General features: G+C 60.9%; 21 protein-coding genes. 9 read left to right on the forward strand and 12 right to left on the reverse strand.

What is annotated here, in order from left to right:
- Window position 1: 1 nt before the first annotated feature.
- Entirely contained in the window at window positions 2-223 is a 222-nt protein-coding gene (locus tag ASC85_RS10080) for a DUF1161 domain-containing protein (protein WP_057449218.1), read from the forward strand.
- 54 nt (window positions 224-277) lie between these two features.
- Here ASC85_RS10080 and ASC85_RS10085 read toward each other — a convergent pair whose 3' ends face one another.
- Window positions 278-1,279 carry an LLM class flavin-dependent oxidoreductase gene (locus tag ASC85_RS10085; RefSeq protein WP_057449219.1) on the reverse strand — a complete coding sequence of 334 codons (1,002 nt, stop codon included), beginning with the start codon at window positions 1,277-1,279 and terminating at the stop codon, window positions 278-280.
- A gap of 239 nt (window positions 1,280-1,518) precedes the next feature.
- On the opposite strand from ASC85_RS10085, the gene ASC85_RS10090 reads away from it, so the two are divergent.
- Together ASC85_RS10090 and ASC85_RS10095 are read left to right on the forward strand one after the other, a co-directional pair.
- Window positions 1,519-1,950, forward strand: a complete 432-nt coding sequence (locus ASC85_RS10090) for an OsmC family protein (RefSeq protein WP_057449220.1) — start codon at window positions 1,519-1,521, stop codon at window positions 1,948-1,950.
- Between the two features lie 151 nt (window positions 1,951-2,101).
- Complete coding sequence (locus ASC85_RS10095) at window positions 2,102-2,335, forward strand: DUF1161 domain-containing protein (RefSeq protein ID WP_057449221.1); 234 nt, start codon at window positions 2,102-2,104, stop codon at window positions 2,333-2,335.
- Window positions 2,336-2,341: 6 nt separating this feature from the next.
- On the opposite strand, the gene ASC85_RS10100 is transcribed toward ASC85_RS10095, so the two are convergent.
- Window positions 2,342-2,767 carry a PA0061/PA0062 family lipoprotein gene (locus ASC85_RS10100; RefSeq protein ID WP_014335904.1) on the reverse strand — a complete coding sequence of 142 codons (426 nt, stop codon included), beginning with the start codon at window positions 2,765-2,767 and terminating at the stop codon, window positions 2,342-2,344.
- Between the two features lie 40 nt (window positions 2,768-2,807).
- On the reverse strand, window positions 2,808-3,221 hold the full coding sequence (locus tag ASC85_RS10105; RefSeq protein ID WP_057449222.1) for a PA0061/PA0062 family lipoprotein: 414 nt from the start codon (window positions 3,219-3,221) through the stop codon (window positions 2,808-2,810).
- 58 nt (window positions 3,222-3,279) lie between these two features.
- Here ASC85_RS10105 and ASC85_RS10110 point away from each other — a divergent pair, with 58 nt between their 5' ends.
- Window positions 3,280-4,371, forward strand: coding sequence for an aminopeptidase (locus tag ASC85_RS10110; protein ID WP_057449223.1), 1,092 nt, complete (start codon window positions 3,280-3,282; stop codon window positions 4,369-4,371).
- A gap of 202 nt (window positions 4,372-4,573) precedes the next feature.
- Here ASC85_RS10110 and ASC85_RS10115 read toward each other — a convergent pair whose 3' ends face one another.
- From ASC85_RS10115 to ASC85_RS10125, 3 genes are all read right to left on the reverse strand, one after another.
- Complete coding sequence (locus tag ASC85_RS10115; RefSeq protein WP_003213368.1) at window positions 4,574-4,849, reverse strand: HU family DNA-binding protein; 276 nt, start codon at window positions 4,847-4,849, stop codon at window positions 4,574-4,576.
- A gap of 191 nt (window positions 4,850-5,040) precedes the next feature.
- Window positions 5,041-6,189 (reverse strand): NAD(P)/FAD-dependent oxidoreductase, encoded by a 1,149-nt coding sequence (locus ASC85_RS10120; protein WP_057449224.1) that lies wholly within the window; start codon window positions 6,187-6,189, stop codon window positions 5,041-5,043.
- 24 nt (window positions 6,190-6,213) lie between these two features.
- On the reverse strand, window positions 6,214-6,381 hold the full coding sequence (locus ASC85_RS10125) for a rubredoxin (RefSeq protein ID WP_057449225.1): 168 nt from the start codon (window positions 6,379-6,381) through the stop codon (window positions 6,214-6,216).
- A gap of 176 nt (window positions 6,382-6,557) precedes the next feature.
- On the opposite strand from ASC85_RS10125, the gene ASC85_RS10130 reads away from it, so the two are divergent.
- Together ASC85_RS10130 and ubiA are read left to right on the forward strand one after the other, a co-directional pair.
- Entirely contained in the window at window positions 6,558-7,121 is a 564-nt protein-coding gene (locus tag ASC85_RS10130) for a chorismate--pyruvate lyase family protein (protein WP_057449575.1), read from the forward strand.
- Window positions 7,121-8,011 (forward strand): 4-hydroxybenzoate octaprenyltransferase, encoded by an 891-nt coding sequence (ubiA, locus tag ASC85_RS10135; RefSeq protein ID WP_014335898.1) that lies wholly within the window; start codon window positions 7,121-7,123, stop codon window positions 8,009-8,011. Before ASC85_RS10130 ends, ubiA begins: the two co-directional genes overlap by 1 nt.
- A gap of 174 nt (window positions 8,012-8,185) precedes the next feature.
- Here ubiA and ASC85_RS10140 read toward each other — a convergent pair whose 3' ends face one another.
- On the reverse strand, window positions 8,186-8,566 hold the full coding sequence (locus ASC85_RS10140; RefSeq protein ID WP_057449226.1) for a COG4315 family predicted lipoprotein: 381 nt from the start codon (window positions 8,564-8,566) through the stop codon (window positions 8,186-8,188).
- Window positions 8,567-8,718: 152 nt separating this feature from the next.
- Here ASC85_RS10140 and phoB point away from each other — a divergent pair, with 152 nt between their 5' ends.
- The 3 genes from phoB to ASC85_RS10155 all read left to right on the forward strand — a co-directional run bounded on the left by phoB (window position 8,719) and on the right by ASC85_RS10155 (window position 12,285).
- Window positions 8,719-9,408: a phosphate regulon transcriptional regulator PhoB gene (gene phoB / locus ASC85_RS10145; protein WP_003177195.1), complete on the forward strand. Its 690-nt coding sequence runs from the start codon at window positions 8,719-8,721 to the stop codon at window positions 9,406-9,408.
- 136 nt (window positions 9,409-9,544) lie between these two features.
- Window positions 9,545-10,831 (forward strand): phosphate regulon sensor histidine kinase PhoR, encoded by a 1,287-nt coding sequence (phoR, locus tag ASC85_RS10150; RefSeq protein WP_236712347.1) that lies wholly within the window; start codon window positions 9,545-9,547, stop codon window positions 10,829-10,831.
- Between the two features lie 113 nt (window positions 10,832-10,944).
- The gene (locus ASC85_RS10155; protein ID WP_014335895.1) at window positions 10,945-12,285 is read left to right on the forward strand and encodes a hemolysin family protein; all 1,341 of its coding nucleotides are present in this window, start codon (window positions 10,945-10,947) and stop codon (window positions 12,283-12,285) included.
- 167 nt (window positions 12,286-12,452) lie between these two features.
- Here the strand turns inward: ASC85_RS10155 and ASC85_RS10160 are convergent, their stop codons facing one another.
- The 5 genes from ASC85_RS10160 to pstA form a co-directional block, all read right to left on the reverse strand.
- Window positions 12,453-13,349 (reverse strand): peptidoglycan DD-metalloendopeptidase family protein, encoded by an 897-nt coding sequence (locus ASC85_RS10160; RefSeq protein ID WP_057449228.1) that lies wholly within the window; start codon window positions 13,347-13,349, stop codon window positions 12,453-12,455.
- A 231-nt stretch (window positions 13,350-13,580) separates the two neighbouring features.
- The gene (locus tag ASC85_RS10165; protein WP_057449229.1) at window positions 13,581-14,495 is read right to left on the reverse strand and encodes a response regulator; all 915 of its coding nucleotides are present in this window, start codon (window positions 14,493-14,495) and stop codon (window positions 13,581-13,583) included.
- A gap of 167 nt (window positions 14,496-14,662) precedes the next feature.
- Window positions 14,663-15,424 carry a phosphate signaling complex protein PhoU gene (phoU, locus tag ASC85_RS10170; protein ID WP_057449230.1) on the reverse strand — a complete coding sequence of 254 codons (762 nt, stop codon included), beginning with the start codon at window positions 15,422-15,424 and terminating at the stop codon, window positions 14,663-14,665.
- A gap of 97 nt (window positions 15,425-15,521) precedes the next feature.
- Window positions 15,522-16,355 (reverse strand): phosphate ABC transporter ATP-binding protein PstB, encoded by an 834-nt coding sequence (pstB, locus tag ASC85_RS10175; RefSeq protein WP_014335891.1) that lies wholly within the window; start codon window positions 16,353-16,355, stop codon window positions 15,522-15,524.
- Window positions 16,356-16,530: 175 nt separating this feature from the next.
- Complete coding sequence (pstA, locus tag ASC85_RS10180; protein ID WP_057449231.1) at window positions 16,531-18,201, reverse strand: phosphate ABC transporter permease PstA; 1,671 nt, start codon at window positions 18,199-18,201, stop codon at window positions 16,531-16,533.
- Window positions 18,202-18,215: the final 14 nt, after the last annotated feature.

Here is an 18,215-nt window from a genome sequence, read left to right on the forward strand (position 1 = left end):
GATGAAAAAGTTGATGGTAGCCCTGGGTTTGCTGAGCCTTGCCGGTGGCGCGTTTGCGGCCGGCAAGCCCTGCGAAGAGCTGAAAAACGAGATCGCAGCGAAGTTGGATGCCAAGGGCGTGTCAGGTTATTCGCTGGAAATCGTCGACAAAGGCGCAGCGACCGACGGAAAAGTTGTAGGCACCTGTGAGGGCGGTACGAAAGAAATCGTCTATAAAAAGTGATTCCTTTCGAACGTCAAAGCCGGCGCAGTGCGTCGGCTTTTTTATGTGCGTCATTCAGCCTTTCATGACCTGCGCCAGCAACTCGTATGAGTGCAAGCGATCGGCGTGCTCATACAGGTCGCTGGTAAAAATCAGTTCATCGGCCTGGGTTTGCTCGATCAGCACCTCCAGCTTGGCGCGAATCTTCTGCGGGCTGCCGACCATGGCCAGTCCCAGGAAATCGCCAACCGCTTCTTTCTCATGGGGCAACCAGAGGCCGTTCATTGTTTCGACCGGCGGACGCTGCACCAGGCTCTGACCGCGCATCAGCGCCAGGATTCGCTGGTACACCGACGTCGCCAGGTAATCGGCCTGTTCATCCGTGTCCGCCGCCACCAGCGGCACGCCGAGCATCACATAAGGCTTGTCGAGCACCGCCGACGGCTTGAAGTGGTTGCGGTAGATGCGAATTGCCTCGTGCATGTAGCGCGGTGCGAAATGAGAGGCGAACGCGTAGGGCAAACCGCGCTCACCGGCCAATTGCGCACTGAACAGGCTCGACCCCAGCAGCCACACCGGCACGTTGGTCCCGGTGCCGGGCATGGCGATGATGCGTTGGTCCGGGGTGCGTGGGCCCAGATAGCGCATCAGCTCGGCCACGTCCTCGGGGAAATCGTCCGCGCTGCCGGAGCGCTCGCGACGCAGGGCTCGGGCGGTCATCTGGTCGGAACCTGGCGCACGCCCCAACCCCAGGTCGATTCGACCCGGGTAGAGGCTTTCCAGCGTGCCGAACTGTTCGGCGATGATCAACGGCGCATGATTGGGCAACATGACGCCGCCGGAGCCGACACGAATGGTCGAAGTGCCCCCCGCCAGATACCCCAGCAGCACCGCCGTCGCGGAGCTGGCGATACCGTCCATGTTGTGGTGCTCGGCCACCCAGAAGCGGGTGTAGCCATATTTTTCCACGTGCTGCGCCAGGTCCAGCGAGTTGCGCAAGGACTGGGCGGCATTACCATCGGCTCGGACAGGCACCAGGTCGAGGGTTGAGAATTTCACTTCGGACAGCTGTTTCATGGGCCGGGATCTCCAACGGCGTTCCGGGCTTTTCCTACGGGCAAAAGCCTGCCGTTTCTAAAGGTGTGTTCCATGCAATGTGGGCATATACCCGAGTTTCAATAGCTGCGAAGAATTTTCCTACTAAATTCGTCGGTTAATCGACAAGGTGAACTTTTCCGGGCGGTCTATCCTCACAACCCAGACAGTTAAAAAAACACCCAGGCGCGTCTCTCGCGCCGGATCTTCAGGAGGCAGACATGGCTATCATCAAGAAAGCATCGGCTCATTGGGAAGGTGACCTGAAAACCGGTATCGGCTCCATTTCCACGGAAACCGGTGTGCTGCGCGAAGCGCCCTACGGCTTCAAGGCGCGCTTTGAAGGCGGCAAGGGCACCAACCCGGAGGAATTGATAGGCGCGGCCCATGCCGGCTGCTTTTCCATGGCCTTTTCGATGATCCTCGGCGATGCCGGGCTCAAGGCCGACAGCATCGACACCAACGCTGAAGTGACCCTCGACCAGGTCGATGGCGGTTTCGCGATCACGGCAGTCAAGTTGGTACTCAAGGCGAAAATCCCCGGTGCCAGCCAGGCGCAATTCGACGAACTGAGCAAGAAGGCCAAGGAAGGGTGCCCGGTGTCCAAGGTACTGAACGCCCAGATCACCCTGGATGCGACACTGTTGAGCTGACGAATGAAAGGGTCGCAGCCTTCGCAGGTGCTGCCGAAGGCTGCGATTTCTTGAATACGGTCGAGCTGTTTACCCTGGCGCAATTATGATCGAATGAAGCCTGCAGTTTCAGCGCACAAAGGCAGTGCGCGCTGCCATGAGGAATTCGAACATGAAACGATCAGCCCTGGTGGTCATTGGTTGCGCATTCGCTGCATCAGCCCTTGCAGCCCCCAAATCCTGCGAAGAGCTGAAAGCGGAAATCGAAGCGAAGATCCAGGCCAATAAAGTGTCGTCCTACACGTTGGAAATCGTCACCAACGACGAAGTCCACGACCAGAACATGGTCGTGGGCACTTGCGAAAACGGTACGAAGAAAATCATCTACCAGAAGAACGACCGCTAGGACGCTCTACGGAACGCAATTGATTTGTCGCTCTTCGGCCACGATTTGACGCTTGGCGTCATAGAGCCGGGCGCTGGGCGTGAACGCCAGGTTGCGAGCCTCCAGTCGATAGCGTTGGCCGGCTTCGAAATGGTCATAACGCACGAGCATGTAGCACAACCGCTCCTGCGGTTCGGCTTGCATACCCAACCCACCACCGCTAAACACCTCGAAGTCGAAGCGTACTTTCAGTTCGTGGCTGCCCGGCGAAACCTGAAAGAACCGTCCGTCTCGCAATCGCTGGCCATCCAGGCTCTCAGCCATCAGCATTTTGCCGCCCGGCATGGGGGTAGCGAAATCGATCCACGCCATGTTCGGGTCGACCTGGGGCAGCGGGCTCGTTGCACAACCGCTCATGGAGACCAAGGCCAGTAACAGCAGAGGTAAGCGCATGGTGAGTTTCCTGAAAATCAGGTATTGAGCATAGCGCTAATCAAGTTTGTTGGCAGCCCGCCGGCGTACCTTGCCCCACCACTTTACGTTGCTGATCGTAAAGCTTGGCCCATGGCCGGAAACCGATGCTGCCGGCCTGCAACTGGTAACGTTGGCCCGCGTTGAAGTCCTTGAATTTCACGTTCAACCGGCAATCACGCCACAGCGGCTCGGCATCCGGGCCGATGTTGCCGGGCTCGACAGCAAATTGATAACGCACCGTCAGTTCATGGCTACCGGGCTGCACTTCGAAATAGCGTCGGTCGATGGACGTCTTGTCATCGACTTTTAGCGCTTGCAGCGCGGTGTCCTGCTGGTTTCCCAAGTCGATCCACGCTTGGGATGGATCAGGATCAGGCAAACCGGCGCAACCGGTCAGCAGCAACAGGCCGCTCGTCAGCATCAACACGCGCATAGCGAAGCTCCAGGCAAGCGAGATAGTCTTGTGGACAGACTTCCCAGGGTGATTCCAATTGATCAGGCCGCGTTCAAGCCATCGGTTACTCGACCGTGTTTTCCGGATTTTGTTTCCAGGCCTCCTGCTTTTGTTACTGAACGGTTGCACAAGCGCCGGTTATTACAGCCAGCTCGTCGGTGGGCAACTGCGGTTGTTGCAGGCCCGGGAGCCTGTCGACCAGGTCATTGCCGACCCTGCTCGCGATGCCCAACTGAAGGCGCACCTGACCCAGGCGCGTGAGGCACGGGCGTTCGCCAGCGCTCACCTGCACTTGCCGGACAATCAAAGCTATCGCCTGTATGCGGACATTGGCCGGCCATTCGTCGTCTGGAATGTCTTCGCCACGCCAGAATTTTCCCTGGCGCCGCAGAATCATTGTTTCCCCATTGCCGGTTGCGTGGCTTATCGCGGTTACTACAGCCAGGGAGCCGCCCGTGGCGAGGCCGCATTGCAGCGCTTGCAGGGCATGGACGTGTCGATCGGTGGTGTAGAGGCCTACTCGACGCTGGGCTGGTTCAACGATCCGATCCTGAGTTCGATGATGCATTGGGGTGACGAGCGCCTGGCGACGCTGATCTTCCATGAGCTGGCGCACCAGCGCTTTTATGTAAAGGACGACACCGAATTCAATGAGTCCTTCGCCACCTTCGTCGAGCAGGAAGGCAGCCGGCAATGGCGAGCCAGTCGTGGGTTGGCGCCGGATAACGGCAAGCAGATGCGCCAGCGCGACCAATTCATTCAATTGATCCTCGACACCCGCCAGCGCCTGGAAAAGCTCTACACCCAACCCCTGCCGGCCGAACAGATGCGCCAACGCAAGGCACAGGCATTCGAACGCCTGCGCACCGACTATGAGCAGTTGCGCGACACTCAATGGGCCGGTGACAAACGCTACGACGCCTGGGTCTATGCCCCACTGAACAATGCGCGGTTGCTGCCGTTCGGGCTGTATGACCAGTGGGTGCCGGCGTTTGCGGCGCTGTTCAGGCGCGAGGGCGGGGACTGGGTCGGGTTTTACGCGGCGGTGGAAAAGCTCGGCAAATTGCCGATCGACGAGCGCAAGGCAGCTTTGAAGGCGTTGGCAGCGCCGAAGACTTCTGCGGATTAGGCGGACGTTACCGCGTGTAGGAGCTGCCGAGCGAAGCGAGGCTGCGATCTTTTCCCTGACGCTTGAGCCTTAAGCGAAAGATCAAAAGATCGCAGCCTTCGGCAGCTCCTGCACAAGGCAATACAAAAAAGGGCATACCGAGTCATCGGTATGCCCTTTTTGATTGCTGCTTTCTTCCCCCTGGCCGAGGTACTCGCCGCAATTACGGGTTGACGCTGTCCTTCAAGGACTTGCCTGGTTTGAAGGCAACGGTGTTGCTGGCCTTGATCTTCACCGGCTCACCGGTCTGTGGGTTCTTGCCAGTGCGGGCGCCGCGGTGGCGTTGCAGGAAAGTGCCGAAGCCCACCAGGGTGACGCTGTCCTTGCGGTGCAGGGCGCCGGTGATTTCTTCGAGGACGGCGTTGAGGACGCGGTTGGCTTGTTCTTTGGTGAGGTCTGCTTTTTCCGCGATAGCGGCGGCGAGTTCTGGTTTACGCATGAATGAAGCCCCTTTGACGGTTTTTTTGTTGTTATGTCCGTGCCGTTCTCTTTGGAACGGCCCCTAAGGCGCCGCAGGCTCTACTCTGCGGCAGACGGGAGTGAGGATGGCACGCTGCCGAAAACGGCGCCAGTGGCCGGGCGACCTTTGTGGGACCAAAAGTAGGGTTTTTGCGACAGAACGACCAGTATTTACGCCAGCAGGGGTGGAAGTTCCTTGTTCAGTGCCAGTTTCTCCATCACCGCCGTGCCTGTCAGGGCGTAGCCCAGCAGGTTGCCTTGAGCGTCGCGGCATAGCGCCTTGATGTCCGCGCCCTGCCCTTCGACGCTCCACACGCCCTCACTGCCTCGCGGTGGTGGCGACACCACCAGTGGGCACACCGGGGTTTTTACCGTAATCGGCATGGCGCCGTAGCTGACGGTCGTCGGGTTGCCGACCAGCGTCTGGGCCAGGGCCCGGGCGCAGCTCATCAGCGGCATGACATACAGCAGGTTCAAGCCATCGACCTCGGCGCAGTCACCCAGGGCATAGATGTTGGCGTGGGAGGTTTTCAGATGACGGTCGACCACGACGCCGCGGTTGACCACCAGGCCCGCCGCGGCTGCCAGGTCGATGCGTGGGCGCAGACCGATGGCCGAGACCACCAGGTCACAGGCAATCACCTGGCCGTCGGACAGGTGCGCCTCCAGCCCGTCGGCGACCTTCTGCAAGCGGTTGAGTACCGGGCCCAGGTGGAAACGCGCGCCAAGGCTTTCCAGCCCGGCCTGGACCGCTGCGGCAGCGGCCGGGTGCAACAGCGTCGGCATGACTTGCTCGCACGGCGCCACCAGTTGCACTTCGTAGCCGCCCAGGCTCAGGTCGTTGGCGAACTCGCAACCAATCAGGCCGGCGCCAAGCAACAACACCCGGCGCTTGCCGGCGGCCGCGGCCCTGAAGCGTGCGTAGTCTTCCAGGTCGTTGATCGGGAAGATCAGCTCCGCCGCATCGCCCTGCACCGGCACGCGCACGGTTTCGGCGCCCCAGGCCAGGATCAGATCGCGGTAGTTCACCGCCTCTTCGCCGATCCACAGCCGTTTGTGGCCCGGATCGATGCCGCTGATACGGGTGTGGGTGCGAACTTCGGCCTTGAGTTGCTCGGCCATGGCCCCCGGTTCGGCCATGCTCAGGCCGTCGGCATCCTTGTTTTTACCAAAGCCTGTGGAGAGCATCGGCTTGGAGTACGAGCGACCGTCGTCCGCGGTGATCAGCAGCAGCGGGGTTTCGCTATCGAGCTTGCGAAACTCCCGGGCCAGGTTGTAACCGGCCAGCCCAGTACCGACGATAACGACAGGTGCACTCATGTTGCTCTCCATTTGATGAAACGATCAGTTGATTTCGATCATTTCGAAATCCATTTTGCCGACGCCGCAGTCCGGGCACAGCCAGTCTGCCGGTACGTCCTCCCAGCGAGTGCCGGGCGCGATGCCATCGCCAGGCCAGCCGTCAGCTTCGTTGTAGATCAGGCCGCAGACGATACATTGCCACTTCTTCATTCCAATACTTCCTCAAGATGTCAGGCCTTGGCCGGTATTTTCCAGCTCAGGGCCGTTTTGTACTGATCGGTTGCGACAGATGCAAGCACGATCAGCAGGTCAGCCGGCCGGGCCAGTCAAAATCAGCGACCGACATGGTAAGCTCGCGCCCTCATTTGCTGCCATTCAAGACCTCTGTGCCGCATACAAATTCGATATTTCCAACACTCCAATGGTTGCCCCAGCCCCTGCTGTCGCCTCGCCCCGATGAGGGTGTCCTCGACTGGCTGTTTGACGAAGGCTCCCTGACCCGGCGCCTCACGCGCCTGTCAGACGGCCATTTCAGTGTGACGCCGTTGTTCGAAGGCTGGAAGCCATTGCGCGCCGACGAATGCGCCGCCCTGGACCTGGCCGAGGGCAGCGAGGGCTGGGTACGCGAGGTGTATCTGCGCGGCCATGACCAGCCGTGGGTGTTCGCCCGCAGTGTGGCGGCGCGCAGCGCCTTGCAGGGCGACGGCTTGCAGATGGACGAACTGGGCAGCCGTTCCCTGGGGGAGCTGCTGTTTTGCGACCAGGCGTTCCAGCGCCGAGCCATCGAAGTTTGCCATTACCCCGACGCCGGGTTGCCGGAAGAAGTGCGCGCCAGCGGGCTGTGGGGTCGCCGTTCACGTTTCGATCGCGGTGCGTTGAGCGTGCTGGTGGCGGAAATTTTCCTGCCGCGCCTGTGGACCGTCGCCCGCGCCTATTCGGAGAATTGCTGATGTATGTGCAACTGCTCAAATCCTTGAACCGCCTGAACCCGCGGGCCTGGGACTTCGTGCAACTGACCCGCATGGACAAGCCCATCGGCATCTACCTGCTGCTGTGGCCGACGTTGTGGGCGTTGTGGATTGCCGGTGAAGGCTCACCGTCCATCGCCAACGTGGTGATTTTCGTCCTCGGCGTGGTGCTGACCCGCGCCGGCGGCTGTGTGATCAATGACTGGGCCGACCGCAAGGTCGACGGCCACGTCAAGCGCACCGAGCAGCGCCCACTGGTGAGCGGCAAGATCAGTTCGAAAGAGGCGCTGGTGTTCTTCGCGGTGCTGATGAGCGTGAGTTTCCTGCTGGTGCTGTGCACCAACGCCCCGACCATCCTGCTCTCCCTCGGTGGCCTGGCGCTGGCGTTCAGCTACCCGTTCATGAAGCGCTATACCTACTACCCGCAAGTGGTCCTGGGCGCGGCGTTCTCCTGGGGCATGCCGATGGCGTTCACCGCCGAAACCGGTCATCTGCCGGCCGCCGCCTGGTTGCTGTACATCGCCAACCTGCTGTGGACGGTGGGCTACGACACCTATTACGCGATGACCGACCGGGACGATGACCTGCGCATTGGCGTGAAGTCCACGGCGATCCTGTTTGGCGATGCCGACCGGGTGATCATCCTGACGCTGCAAGGCCTGGCCTTGGGCTGCCTGCTGTTGGCCGGGTCGAAATTCCAACTCGGCGGCTGGTTCCACCTGGGGCTGGTGGCCGCTGCCGCGTGCTTCGCCTGGGAGTTCTGGTACACCCGGGGCCGGGATCGGATGCGCTGCTTCCAGGCATTCCTGCACAACCATTGGGCCGGGTTGGCGATTTTCGTGGGGATCGTGCTGGATTACGCCCTGAGGTGATTCCCCCCGTGGCGAGGGGATTTATCCCCGTTTGCTGTGGGAGCAAAGCTTGCTCGCGAAACAGGCACCTCGATTTCTAAGAGACCGCAGCGCCTTCATCGCGGGCAAGCCTTGCTCCCACATAAATCCCCTCGCCACAGATGATCTGTCGTTACCTTGGTGGAAATATTTCAGTCAGGGTTTGGCGACTTTCCAGGCACCATTCATCAAGCCATCACCCGTCATGTCTCCAGCTTTTGTATCCCTCACAAAGGTGTACAACGGCTTGCCATCGTAGGCCCATTGCTTCGTACCATCATCACGGGTGATCACGCTCCATTTGCCCATGGACTTGTCACCGTCTTCAGCCTTGAGCGGCGGCCAGTTGGCCGCGCATTTGTCGTTGCACATTGACTTGCCGTCTTGGTCGTTGGCAAACGTGTACAACGTCATGCTCTGATGATCTGTCCACATGCCCCCTTCTTTCATCGCCGGTTCAGCCGCGAACGCCAATGCCGGCAGCGCCAGGGCAGCCGTTACCGCCAGCGCCTGGATGGATCGGGTGAAGTAATTCATGGAAACCTTCCTTTGTAGTTGTCAGGATTCGGACTGAAAAGCGTAGTCCAGGATCCCTTTCACCGCCGCACGACGAAATAACTGTCACACGACTGCAATAATTCCGTTATCTAATGCGGCGCAAGACAGTTAAATGACAAGAGGATTACCCCATGGTTGGCAGGAGCATTCTGATCGTCGACGACGAAGCGCCCATCCGCGAGATGATCGCCGTTGCGTTGGAGATGGCCGGCTATGACTGCATGGAAGCAGAAAACTCTCAACAGGCCCACGCCATCATCGTCGACCGCAAACCCGACCTGATCCTGCTGGACTGGATGCTGCCCGGCACGTCTGGCATCGAACTGGCAAGGCGTCTCAAGCGCGACGAGCTGACCGGTGATATTCCGATCATCATGCTCACGGCCAAGGGCGAAGAGGACAACAAGATCCAGGGCCTGGAAGTCGGCGCCGACGACTACATCACCAAGCCGTTTTCGCCACGGGAGCTGGTGGCGCGTCTGAAAGCCGTGCTGCGACGCGCCGGACCGACGGATGGCGAAGCCCCCATCGAAGTCGGTGGCCTGCTGCTCGACCCGATCAGCCACCGCGTGACCATCGACGGCAAACCCGCCGAGATGGGCCCGACCGAATACCGCCTGCTGCAATTCTTCATGACTCACCAGGAACGTGCCTACACCCGCGGCCAACTGCTGGACCAGGTCTGGGGCGGCAACGTCTATGTCGAGGAGCGCACCGTGGACGTGCACATCCGGCGCCTGCGCAAGGCCCTCGGCGATGCCTATGAAAATCTGGTACAAACCGTGCGCGGCACCGGATATCGTTTTTCGACAAAGGCTTGAGAGCAGCTGCAAGCTTTCAGCTACTAGCGGCAAGTTAAAGCCGCGTAGCGCTTAGCTTGCCGCTTGAAGCTTGGAGCTGCTTTTCTCCCAAGGATTTTCCGTGAATCAAAACTGGCATGGCACCCTGATTCGCCACATGTTGTTGCTGGTGACCGGCTGTTTGCTGATCGGCCTGATCAGTGGTTATTACGGTTGGAGCCTGGCCGCGGGCCTGGGGCTTTACCTGGCCTGGACACTCAAGCAATTGCTGCGCCTGCATGAATGGCTGCGCCTGCACCAACCCGACGAAGCACCGCCCGACGGCTATGGCCTGTGGGGTGAGGTGTTCGACAGCATCTACCACCTGCAACGGCGCGACCAGCGCGTTCGCGGGCGCCTGCAGGCGGTGATCGACCGGGTCCAGGAGTCCACCGCCGCGCTGAAAGACGCGGTGATCATGCTCGACAGCGACGGCAACCTGGAGTGGTGGAACCGCGCCGCCGAGACCCTGCTGGGCCTCAAGACGCCACAGGACAGCGGCCAGCCGGTGACCAACCTGGTGCGTCATCCGCGCTTCAAGGAATATTTCGAACAGGCCAATTACGCCGAGCCGCTGGAGATCCCTTCGCCCACCAATGATCGTCTACGCATCCAGCTGTACATCACGCGCTATGGCAACAATGAGCACTTGATGCTGGTGCGCGACGTCACGCGTATCCATCAGTTGGAACAGATGCGCAAGGACTTCATCGCCAACGTTTCCCACGAACTGCGCACGCCGTTGACGGTGATCTGTGGTTATCTGGAAACCCTGCTCGACAACGTCGAGGAGGTGAACCCGCGCTGGAGCCGGGCCTTGCAGCAGATGCACCAGCAAAGCGGGCGCATGCAGACCCTGCTCAACGACTTGTTGCTGCTGGCGAAGCTGGAAGCCACCGACTACCCGTCGGACAACCAGCCAGTGCCCATCGACGACCTGCTGCAAATCATTGTCGAAGATGCGCAGGAACTGTCCGGTGCCAAGCAGCAGACCATCACCCTGGAAGCCGACCCGGCCGTGCAGCTCAAAGGCAGCGAGGCGGAACTGCGCAGTGCGTTTTCCAACCTGGTGTTCAACGCGGTCAAGTACACGCCCGAGCAAGGCCGGATCCATGTGCGCTGGTGGGGCGATGAGCAAGGCGCGCACCTGAGCGTGCGCGATTCAGGCATTGGCATCGACAGCAAGCACCTGCCGCGCCTGACCGAACGTTTCTACCGTGTCGACTCCAGCCGCAACTCCAATACCGGCGGCACCGGGCTGGGCCTGGCCATCGTCAAACACGTCCTGCTGCGCCACCGCGCCCGCATGGAAATCAGCAGCGTACCCGGCCATGGCAGCACCTTTACCTGCCATTTCGCCCCGGCCCAGGTGGTTCGCGCACGCCTCGCACGCCCCGCTGATTAAACGCACCCCCTAGGCAATCGCCGAGTCAGCCGCTACATTGGCTGACTTGCGCCTGCCTTTTCAGGCGCTCATTTTTAATTCCTACGACTTTACGGAAACCGCAAAACCCCATCATGGACCCTTCCCCTGGCTTGTCCCTCGTCACACTTTTCGCCGAATTCGGCATGATTCTTTTTGCGCTGATCCTGGTTTTGCTCAACGGCTTTTTCGTTGCGGCCGAATTCGCCATGGTCAAGCTGCGTTCGACCCGGGTCGAGGCCATTGCCGAGCAGAACGGCTGGCGCGGACACATCCTGCGCACCGTCCACAGCCAGCTCGACGCTTACCTGTCGGCGTGCCAGCTGGGTATTACCCTGGCGTCCCTGGGCCTGGGCTGGGTCGGTGAGCCGGCGTTCGCCCACATCCTCGAGCCGCTGCTGGGCGCTGTCGGCGTACAGTCGCCGGAAGTGATCAAGGGCGTGTCGTTCTTCACCGCGTTCTTCATCATTTCGTACCTGCACATCGTGGTCGGTGAACTGGCGCCCAAATCCTGGGCCATTCGCAAACCCGAACTGCTGTCGCTGTGGACCGCCGTGCCGTTGTACCTGTTCTACTGGGCCATGTACCCGGCGATCTACCTGCTCAACGCCAGCGCCAACGCCATTTTGCGCATCGCCGGCCAAGGCGAGCCCGGCCCGCATCACGAACACCATTACAGCCGCGAAGAACTGAAACTGATCCTGCACTCCAGCCGTGGTCAGGACCCGAGCGACCAAGGCATGCGCGTGCTGGCCTCGGCCGTGGAAATGGGCGAGCTGGAAGTAGTGGACTGGGCCAACTCCCGGGAAGACCTGGTGACGCTGGAGTTCAACGCGCCGCTCAAGGAAATCCTGGCGATGTTCCGTCGCCACAAGTTCAGCCGTTATCCGGTGTATGACAGCGAGCGCCAGGAGTTCGTCGGCCTGCTGCACATCAAGGACCTGCTGCTGGAATTGGCGGCCCTGGATCACATCCCCGAATCGTTCAACCTGGCCGAACTGACCCGGCCGCTGGAGCGCGTGTCGCGGCACATGCCGCTGTCGCAATTGCTGGAGCAGTTCCGCAAGGGCGGCTCGCACTTCGCCCTGGTCGAGGAAGCCGACGGCAACATCATCGGCTACCTGACCATGGAAGACGTGCTGGAAGTGCTGGTGGGTGACATCCAGGACGAACACCGCAAGGCCGAACGCGGCATCCTGGCCTACCAGCCGGGCAAGCTGCTGGTACGGGGTGATACGCCGCTGTTCAAGGTCGAGCGCCTGCTGGGGATCGACCTGGACCACATCGAAGCCGAAACCCTGGCTGGGTTGGTCTATGAAACCCTCAAGCGCGTACCGGAAGAGGAAGAAGTGCTGGAAGTCGAAGGCCTGCGGATCATCATCAAGAAGATGAAAGGGCCGAAGATCATTCTGGCGAAGGTGTTGATGCTCGATTGAGTCTGTAGGAGCTGACGAGCGAAGCGAGGCTGCGATCTTTTCACTGCCAATTGAGTCTGGAGCGAAAGATCAAAAGAGAGCAGAAAGACCACGTCGCCTTAGTCGCGGGCAAGCCTTGCTCCCACAGATAAATCCCCCGCCACGAAACGCCTTCGCATCTGCAGATGCTATTGCTTGCCCAACGCAAAGTTGGGCAGGTCGCCCACCGGTTGATTGAACTGGTAGGGAATCGACACCAGCCCCAGGCCGGTATTGCGCTGCACCACGAAATGCAGGTGCGGGCCGGAGCTGTTGCCGGTATTGCCCGACAACGCCAACGGCGCGCCCACCCCGACCCGCTGCCCTTCCCGTACGCTCACCGAACCTTTCTGCAAGTGCAGGTAGACGCCCATGGTCCCATCATCGTGCAGCACCCGCACGAAGTTGCCCGAAGGGTCGTCCCCACGGCCGGTCTGCTCGTTTTCGGTCTTGATGACCACGCCGCCCCGCGCCGCGATGATCGGCGTACCGACGGGCATGGCAATGTCCATGGCGTAGCGGTTCTTCGGGCCGTAATGGCTGTACTGGCCGTTGGCACCCTGGCTCAGCCGGAACGGCCCGCCACGCCAAGGTAACGGGTACTGATAGGCCTGTGCCGCGCCTGCGGGGTCGCCCAGGGAGTATTCGAACCTTGGGGTATACACCAGCGGCCTGCCCGGCTGCGTGGCCGTGAGCAGCGCCAGGCGCAGGTTGCTGCGCGCCGGTAGCACCCGCCGAATCGGCCGGCTCGGTGCCCCGCTCACATTGCGCAGCCCGGCGAAACTCAACTCGATCTCCACCGGCGCATACAGGTCGTTGCGCACGAACACCGCATCCGCGCCGTTCTGTTTCTTGATATCGAGGAATACCTGTCGCTCCAGGCGCTCGACCATGCGGTCGCGGAACACGAACACCTGGGCGCCCTTGCTGGGGCGGTCGCTATAGGACACCACGCCATTGGCATCGGTGGATTTGTAGATCGTCATGGCCACGGCCGAGGTGGAGGCCAGGACAAGACCACAGGCAAACAGCAGGGGAGCGAGCATGGGTAAGGGTTCTGTCGAAAAATGAAGGCCTGCACAGCAGCCTAGCAGCTGGGATGGACCAGCGTAGTCGACGGATGTTTCAAAATTGGATCAGCGATCGGTGTTGGTGATCGTTCCCACGCTCTGCGTGGGAATGCAGCCAGGGACGCTCCGCGTCCCCTCAAGAGCCGAACGCAGAGCGTCCGTAGAGGCGTTCCCACGCGGAGCATGGGAACGATCCGCATGGCCGAATCAGGCGCCAGGTACGAAGTGCTTCTGGGCGGTGCCGCGAGCGATCAGGCGGGAGATGTAGTCGAGTTTCTGCGGGTCCTTGTCGACGAAGCGGAACGTCAGTTGCAGCCATTCGCTGTCGGGCGTCTGCTCATGGGCGACGATGGCGTGCAGGTAGCCGTTCAGACGAGCGGTCTCGGCGTTATCGCCTTGCTCCATGTCCAGCACTGCGCCTTCGAGTACTTGCGGCAGGGTGTCGGAGCGTTTGACCACCAGCAGCGCTTCCTTGAGGCTCAGGGCCTTGATCACGCATTGCTGGGTGCCGCTGGACAGGCGCAACTGGCCTTGGCCGCGGTTGGTCGTCGAAGCGGCGGCTGGTGCCTTGACCGGTGGGTTGTTGAGCAAGCCACGCGCCGGAGCGGCGGCTGGTGCGGCGGCAGGGGCCGAAGCAACAGCGGCTATCGGAGCCTTGCCGCCCGTCAGGGCGCTTAGGGAGTCATTGCCGAACGCCGAGTTCATCTTGGTCGGGGCACTGTTCATCAGCGTGTCGAGCTTGCCGACCTTATGCAGGGCCTGCTTGACCTTGGTCAGTAGCTGCTCGTTGGTGAACGGCTTGCTGACGTAGCCGGAAACGCCGGCCTGGATCGCCTGGACCACGTTTTCCTTGTCGCCGCGGCTGGTGACCATCACGAACGGCATACCCTTGAGGTTGTCCTGCTGGCGGCACCAGGTCAGCAGTTCCAGGCCGGACATTTCCGGCATTTCCCAATCGCACAACACCAGGTCGAACGCTTCGCGAGCCAGCAGGGCTTGGGCTTTCTTGCCGTTCACCGCGTCTTCGATGCGCACGCCCGGGAAGTAGTTGCGCAGGCACTTCTTCACCAGGTCACGAATGAACGAAGCATCGTCCACGACCAACACACTGACCTTACTCATCCAGATACACCTCTAAAAAATCCCGGCAAGCATACCGCTTTTACTGATGGCACATTGCCAAAAACCGTCAGTCACGCCGGGACTTTTCGTTCGCGGGGTGCTGCTTTCGATTAAAAAAAATCCAAAAAAAAGCCCGACCAGAAGGCCGGGCACTTTTCCTGGCAATCTTACTTATCGTCAGCTTCGCCCGGAACATTAGCAGTTTCGGACGGGGTGCCCTCAACTTCTTCCTTCATGCGCTTGAGCCCCAGATGCCGCACATCGGTGCCGCGCACCAGGTAGATGACAAGTTCCGAGATGTTGCGCGCATGATCGCCGATACGCTCCAGGGAACGCAGCACCCAGATGATGCTCAACACTCGGGAGATGGAGCGCGGGTCTTCCATCATGTAAGTCGCCAGCTCGCGCAGGGCGGTCTTGTATTCGCGGTCGATGATCTTGTCGTACTGGGCCACCGACAACGCCAGGTCGGCGTCGAAGCGGGCAAAGGCGTCCAGTGCATCGCGAACCATGTTGCGCACCTGGTCGCCAATGTGGCGAACCTCGACGTAACCGCGCGGCGCCTCGCCTTCTTCGCACAACTGAATGGCACGACGGGCGATCTTGGTGGCTTCGTCGCCGATCCGCTCAAGATCGATCACCGACTTGGAGATGCTGATGATCAGGCGCAGATCCGAAGCCGCCGGCTGACGACGGGCCAGGATACGCAGGCACTCCTCGTCAATGTTGCGCTCCATCTGGTTGATCTGGTCATCGATTTCGCGCACCTGCTGGGCGAGGCCGGAGTCGGCCTCGATCAGCGCGGTCACCGCATCGTTGACCTGCTTTTCCACCAGCCCGCCCATGGCCAGCAAGTGACTGCGCACTTCCTCAAGCTCAGCGTTGAACTGTGCGGAAATGTGGTGAGTAAGGCCTTCCTTCGAAATCATCTTGTTCGCTCCGCGAAAGTTGCAAGCTTCAAGCTGCAAGCTTCAAGCAGTTAAATGTTGATCCTGATAGCGCAGTGCGGCTATGCAGCAGCCTCGACTAGCCGTAACGACCGGTGATGTAGTCCTCGGTCTGTTTCTTGGCCGGATTGGTGAACAGGGTATCGGTATCGCCGAATTCCACCAGTTTGCCCATGTACATGAACGCCGTGTAGTCGGAAACCCGCGCCGCCTGTTGCATGTTGTGGGTCACGATGACGATGGTGAACTTGGACTTGAGCTCGTAGATCAATTCTTCGACTTTCAGCGTCGAGATCGGATCCAGGGCCGAGCACGGTTCGTCGAGCAGCAGCACTTCCGGCTCCACGGCGATGGTGCGGGCGATCACCAGACGCTGCTGTTGACCGCCGGACAGGCCCAGGGCCGACTCATGCAGGCGGTCCTTGACCTCATCCCACAGCGCCGCGCCCTTGAGGGCCCATTCCACGGCTTCGTCGAGGATGCGCTTCTTGTTGATGCCCTGGATGCGCAAGCCGTAGACCACGTTCTCGTAAATGGTTTTCGGGAACGGGTTGGGCTTCTGGAACACCATGCCCACGCGACGACGCAGCTCGGCCACATCTTCGCCCTTGCGGTAGATGTTGTTGCCGTAGAGGTTGATTTCCCCTTCGACACGGCAGCCGTCCACCAGGTCGTTCATGCGGTTGAAGGTACGCAGCAAGGTTGACTTGCCGCAGCCCGACGGGCCGATGAACGCGGTGACGCGCTGTTTCGGGATGTTCAGGCTGACGTCATACAGCGCCTGCTTGTCGCCGTAGAACAGGTTCAGGCCGGGCACTTCGATGGCGACGGTTTCCTGGGCCAGGTCCAGGCTCTGCTTGTCGCGGCCCAGGGCCGACATGTTGATACCGTGTGTATGTGCTTCGTGTTGCATGGGAGGCTCCCTGTGCTAACAAATTCGGTTCGGTTGGCCACTGAGCGGCCATGCCAATCTGTGTATGTGTCTGTGTGGGAGCGAGCCTGCTCGCGATTCAGGCGACTCGGTCTGGCTTTGAACCGAGGTGATGCCATCGCGAGCAGGCTCGCTCCCACAGAAAATCAATGTGTAATCAGCTATCCAGTGCCTTGTACTTCTCGCGCAGGTGGTTACGGATCCACACCGCCGACAGGTTGAGCGTGGCGATCACCAGCACCAGCAGCAGCGCCGTGGCGTACACCAGCGGTCGCGCCGCTTCGACGTTCGGGCTCTGGAAGCCCACGTCATAGATATGGAAGCCCAGGTGCATGATCTTCTGGTCCAGGTGCAGGTACGGGTAGTTGCCGTCCAGCGGCAGCGACGGCGCCAGTTTCACCACGCCCACCAGCATCAACGGCGCCACTTCACCGGCGGCACGGGCCACGGCGAGGATCATCCCGGTCATCATCGCCGGGCTCGCCATGGGCAGGACGATTTTCCACAGGGTCTCGGCCTTGGTCGCGCCGAGGGCCAGGGAGCCTTCGCGCACGGTACGTGGAATCCGCGCCAGGCCTTCCTCGGTGGCCACGATCACCACCGGTACCGCCAGCAGCGCCAGGGTCAGGGATGCCCAGAGCAGGCCCGGGGTGCCGAAGGTCGGCGCCGGCAAGGCCTCGGGGAAGAACAGCCGGTCGACCGAACCACCCAGCACGTAGACGAAGAAGCCCAGGCCAAACACACCGTAGACGATGGCTGGAACGCCGGCGAGGTTGTTCACCGCGATACGGATCAAGCGGGTCATCGGGCCTTGGCGGGCATATTCACGCAGGTAGACCGCCGCCAGCACGCCGAACGGCGTCACGATCATCGCCATGATCAGGGTCATCATCACGGTGCCGAAAATCGCCGGGAAGATGCCACCTTCGGTGTTGGCTTCACGCGGGTCGTCGCTGAGGAATTCCCAGACCTTGCTGAAGTAGAAACCTATCTTGGTGAACGTGCCCATGCCGTTTGGCTGGTAAGCGTGCACCACTTTGCCGATTTCGATCTCCACTTCCTTGCCGTTGGCATCGCGGGCGGTCAGGCTATCGCGGTTGAACTGTGCATGCAGGTCAGCCAGGCGCGCTTCGATGTCCTTGTAACGGGCATTGAGTTCGGCGCGCTCGCTTTCCAGGTCGGCTTGGGCGGCGGCATCGAGCTTGCCGTCCAGCTCCAGTTTGCGACCGTGCAGGCGGATACGCTCCAGGCCGGCGTTGATTGCGCCGATGTCGACTTTTTCCAGGGTCTTGAGCTCGGCGGCCAACTGGTTGACCCGCTGGACGCGAGCCTGCAGTTGCGGCCAGGCGGCCTCGCCTTCGGCGATGACCTTGCCGCCTTCCTTGACGTTGACCAGGTAGCCGTAGAAGTTGCCCCACTCACGACGCTCGATGGCCATCAGCTCCGGCGGCGTGGTCTGGTTGATCAGCCAGTCGCCGACGATCCAGGTAAAGTCGGTGCCGTTCAGGTCCCGGTTACCCACCTTGATCAGTTCGCGGGTCATGAACTCGGGGCCTTCGTCCGGCACCGGCAGGCCAGCGCTTTTCAGGCGCTCACGAGGCACTTCTTCCTTCTGCACGACTTCGCCGACCACCAGGTGCGCAGGCATTCCCGGCACGTTGTAGCTGGCGTGGACCAGGTCCGCCGGCCAGAAGTGACCCAGGCCCCGCACGGCGATCACCGCCAGCAGGCCAATGGTCATGATGACCGCGATGGACACCGCGCCGCCGCTGATCCAGACGCCGGGGGCGCCGCTCTTGAACCATCCTTTCAGGGAGTTCTGTTTCACAGACTTCTACCTTT

The organism is Pseudomonas sp. Root401 (assembly GCF_001425105.1).
Taxonomy (GTDB): domain Bacteria; phylum Pseudomonadota; class Gammaproteobacteria; order Pseudomonadales; family Pseudomonadaceae; genus Aquipseudomonas; species Aquipseudomonas brassicacearum.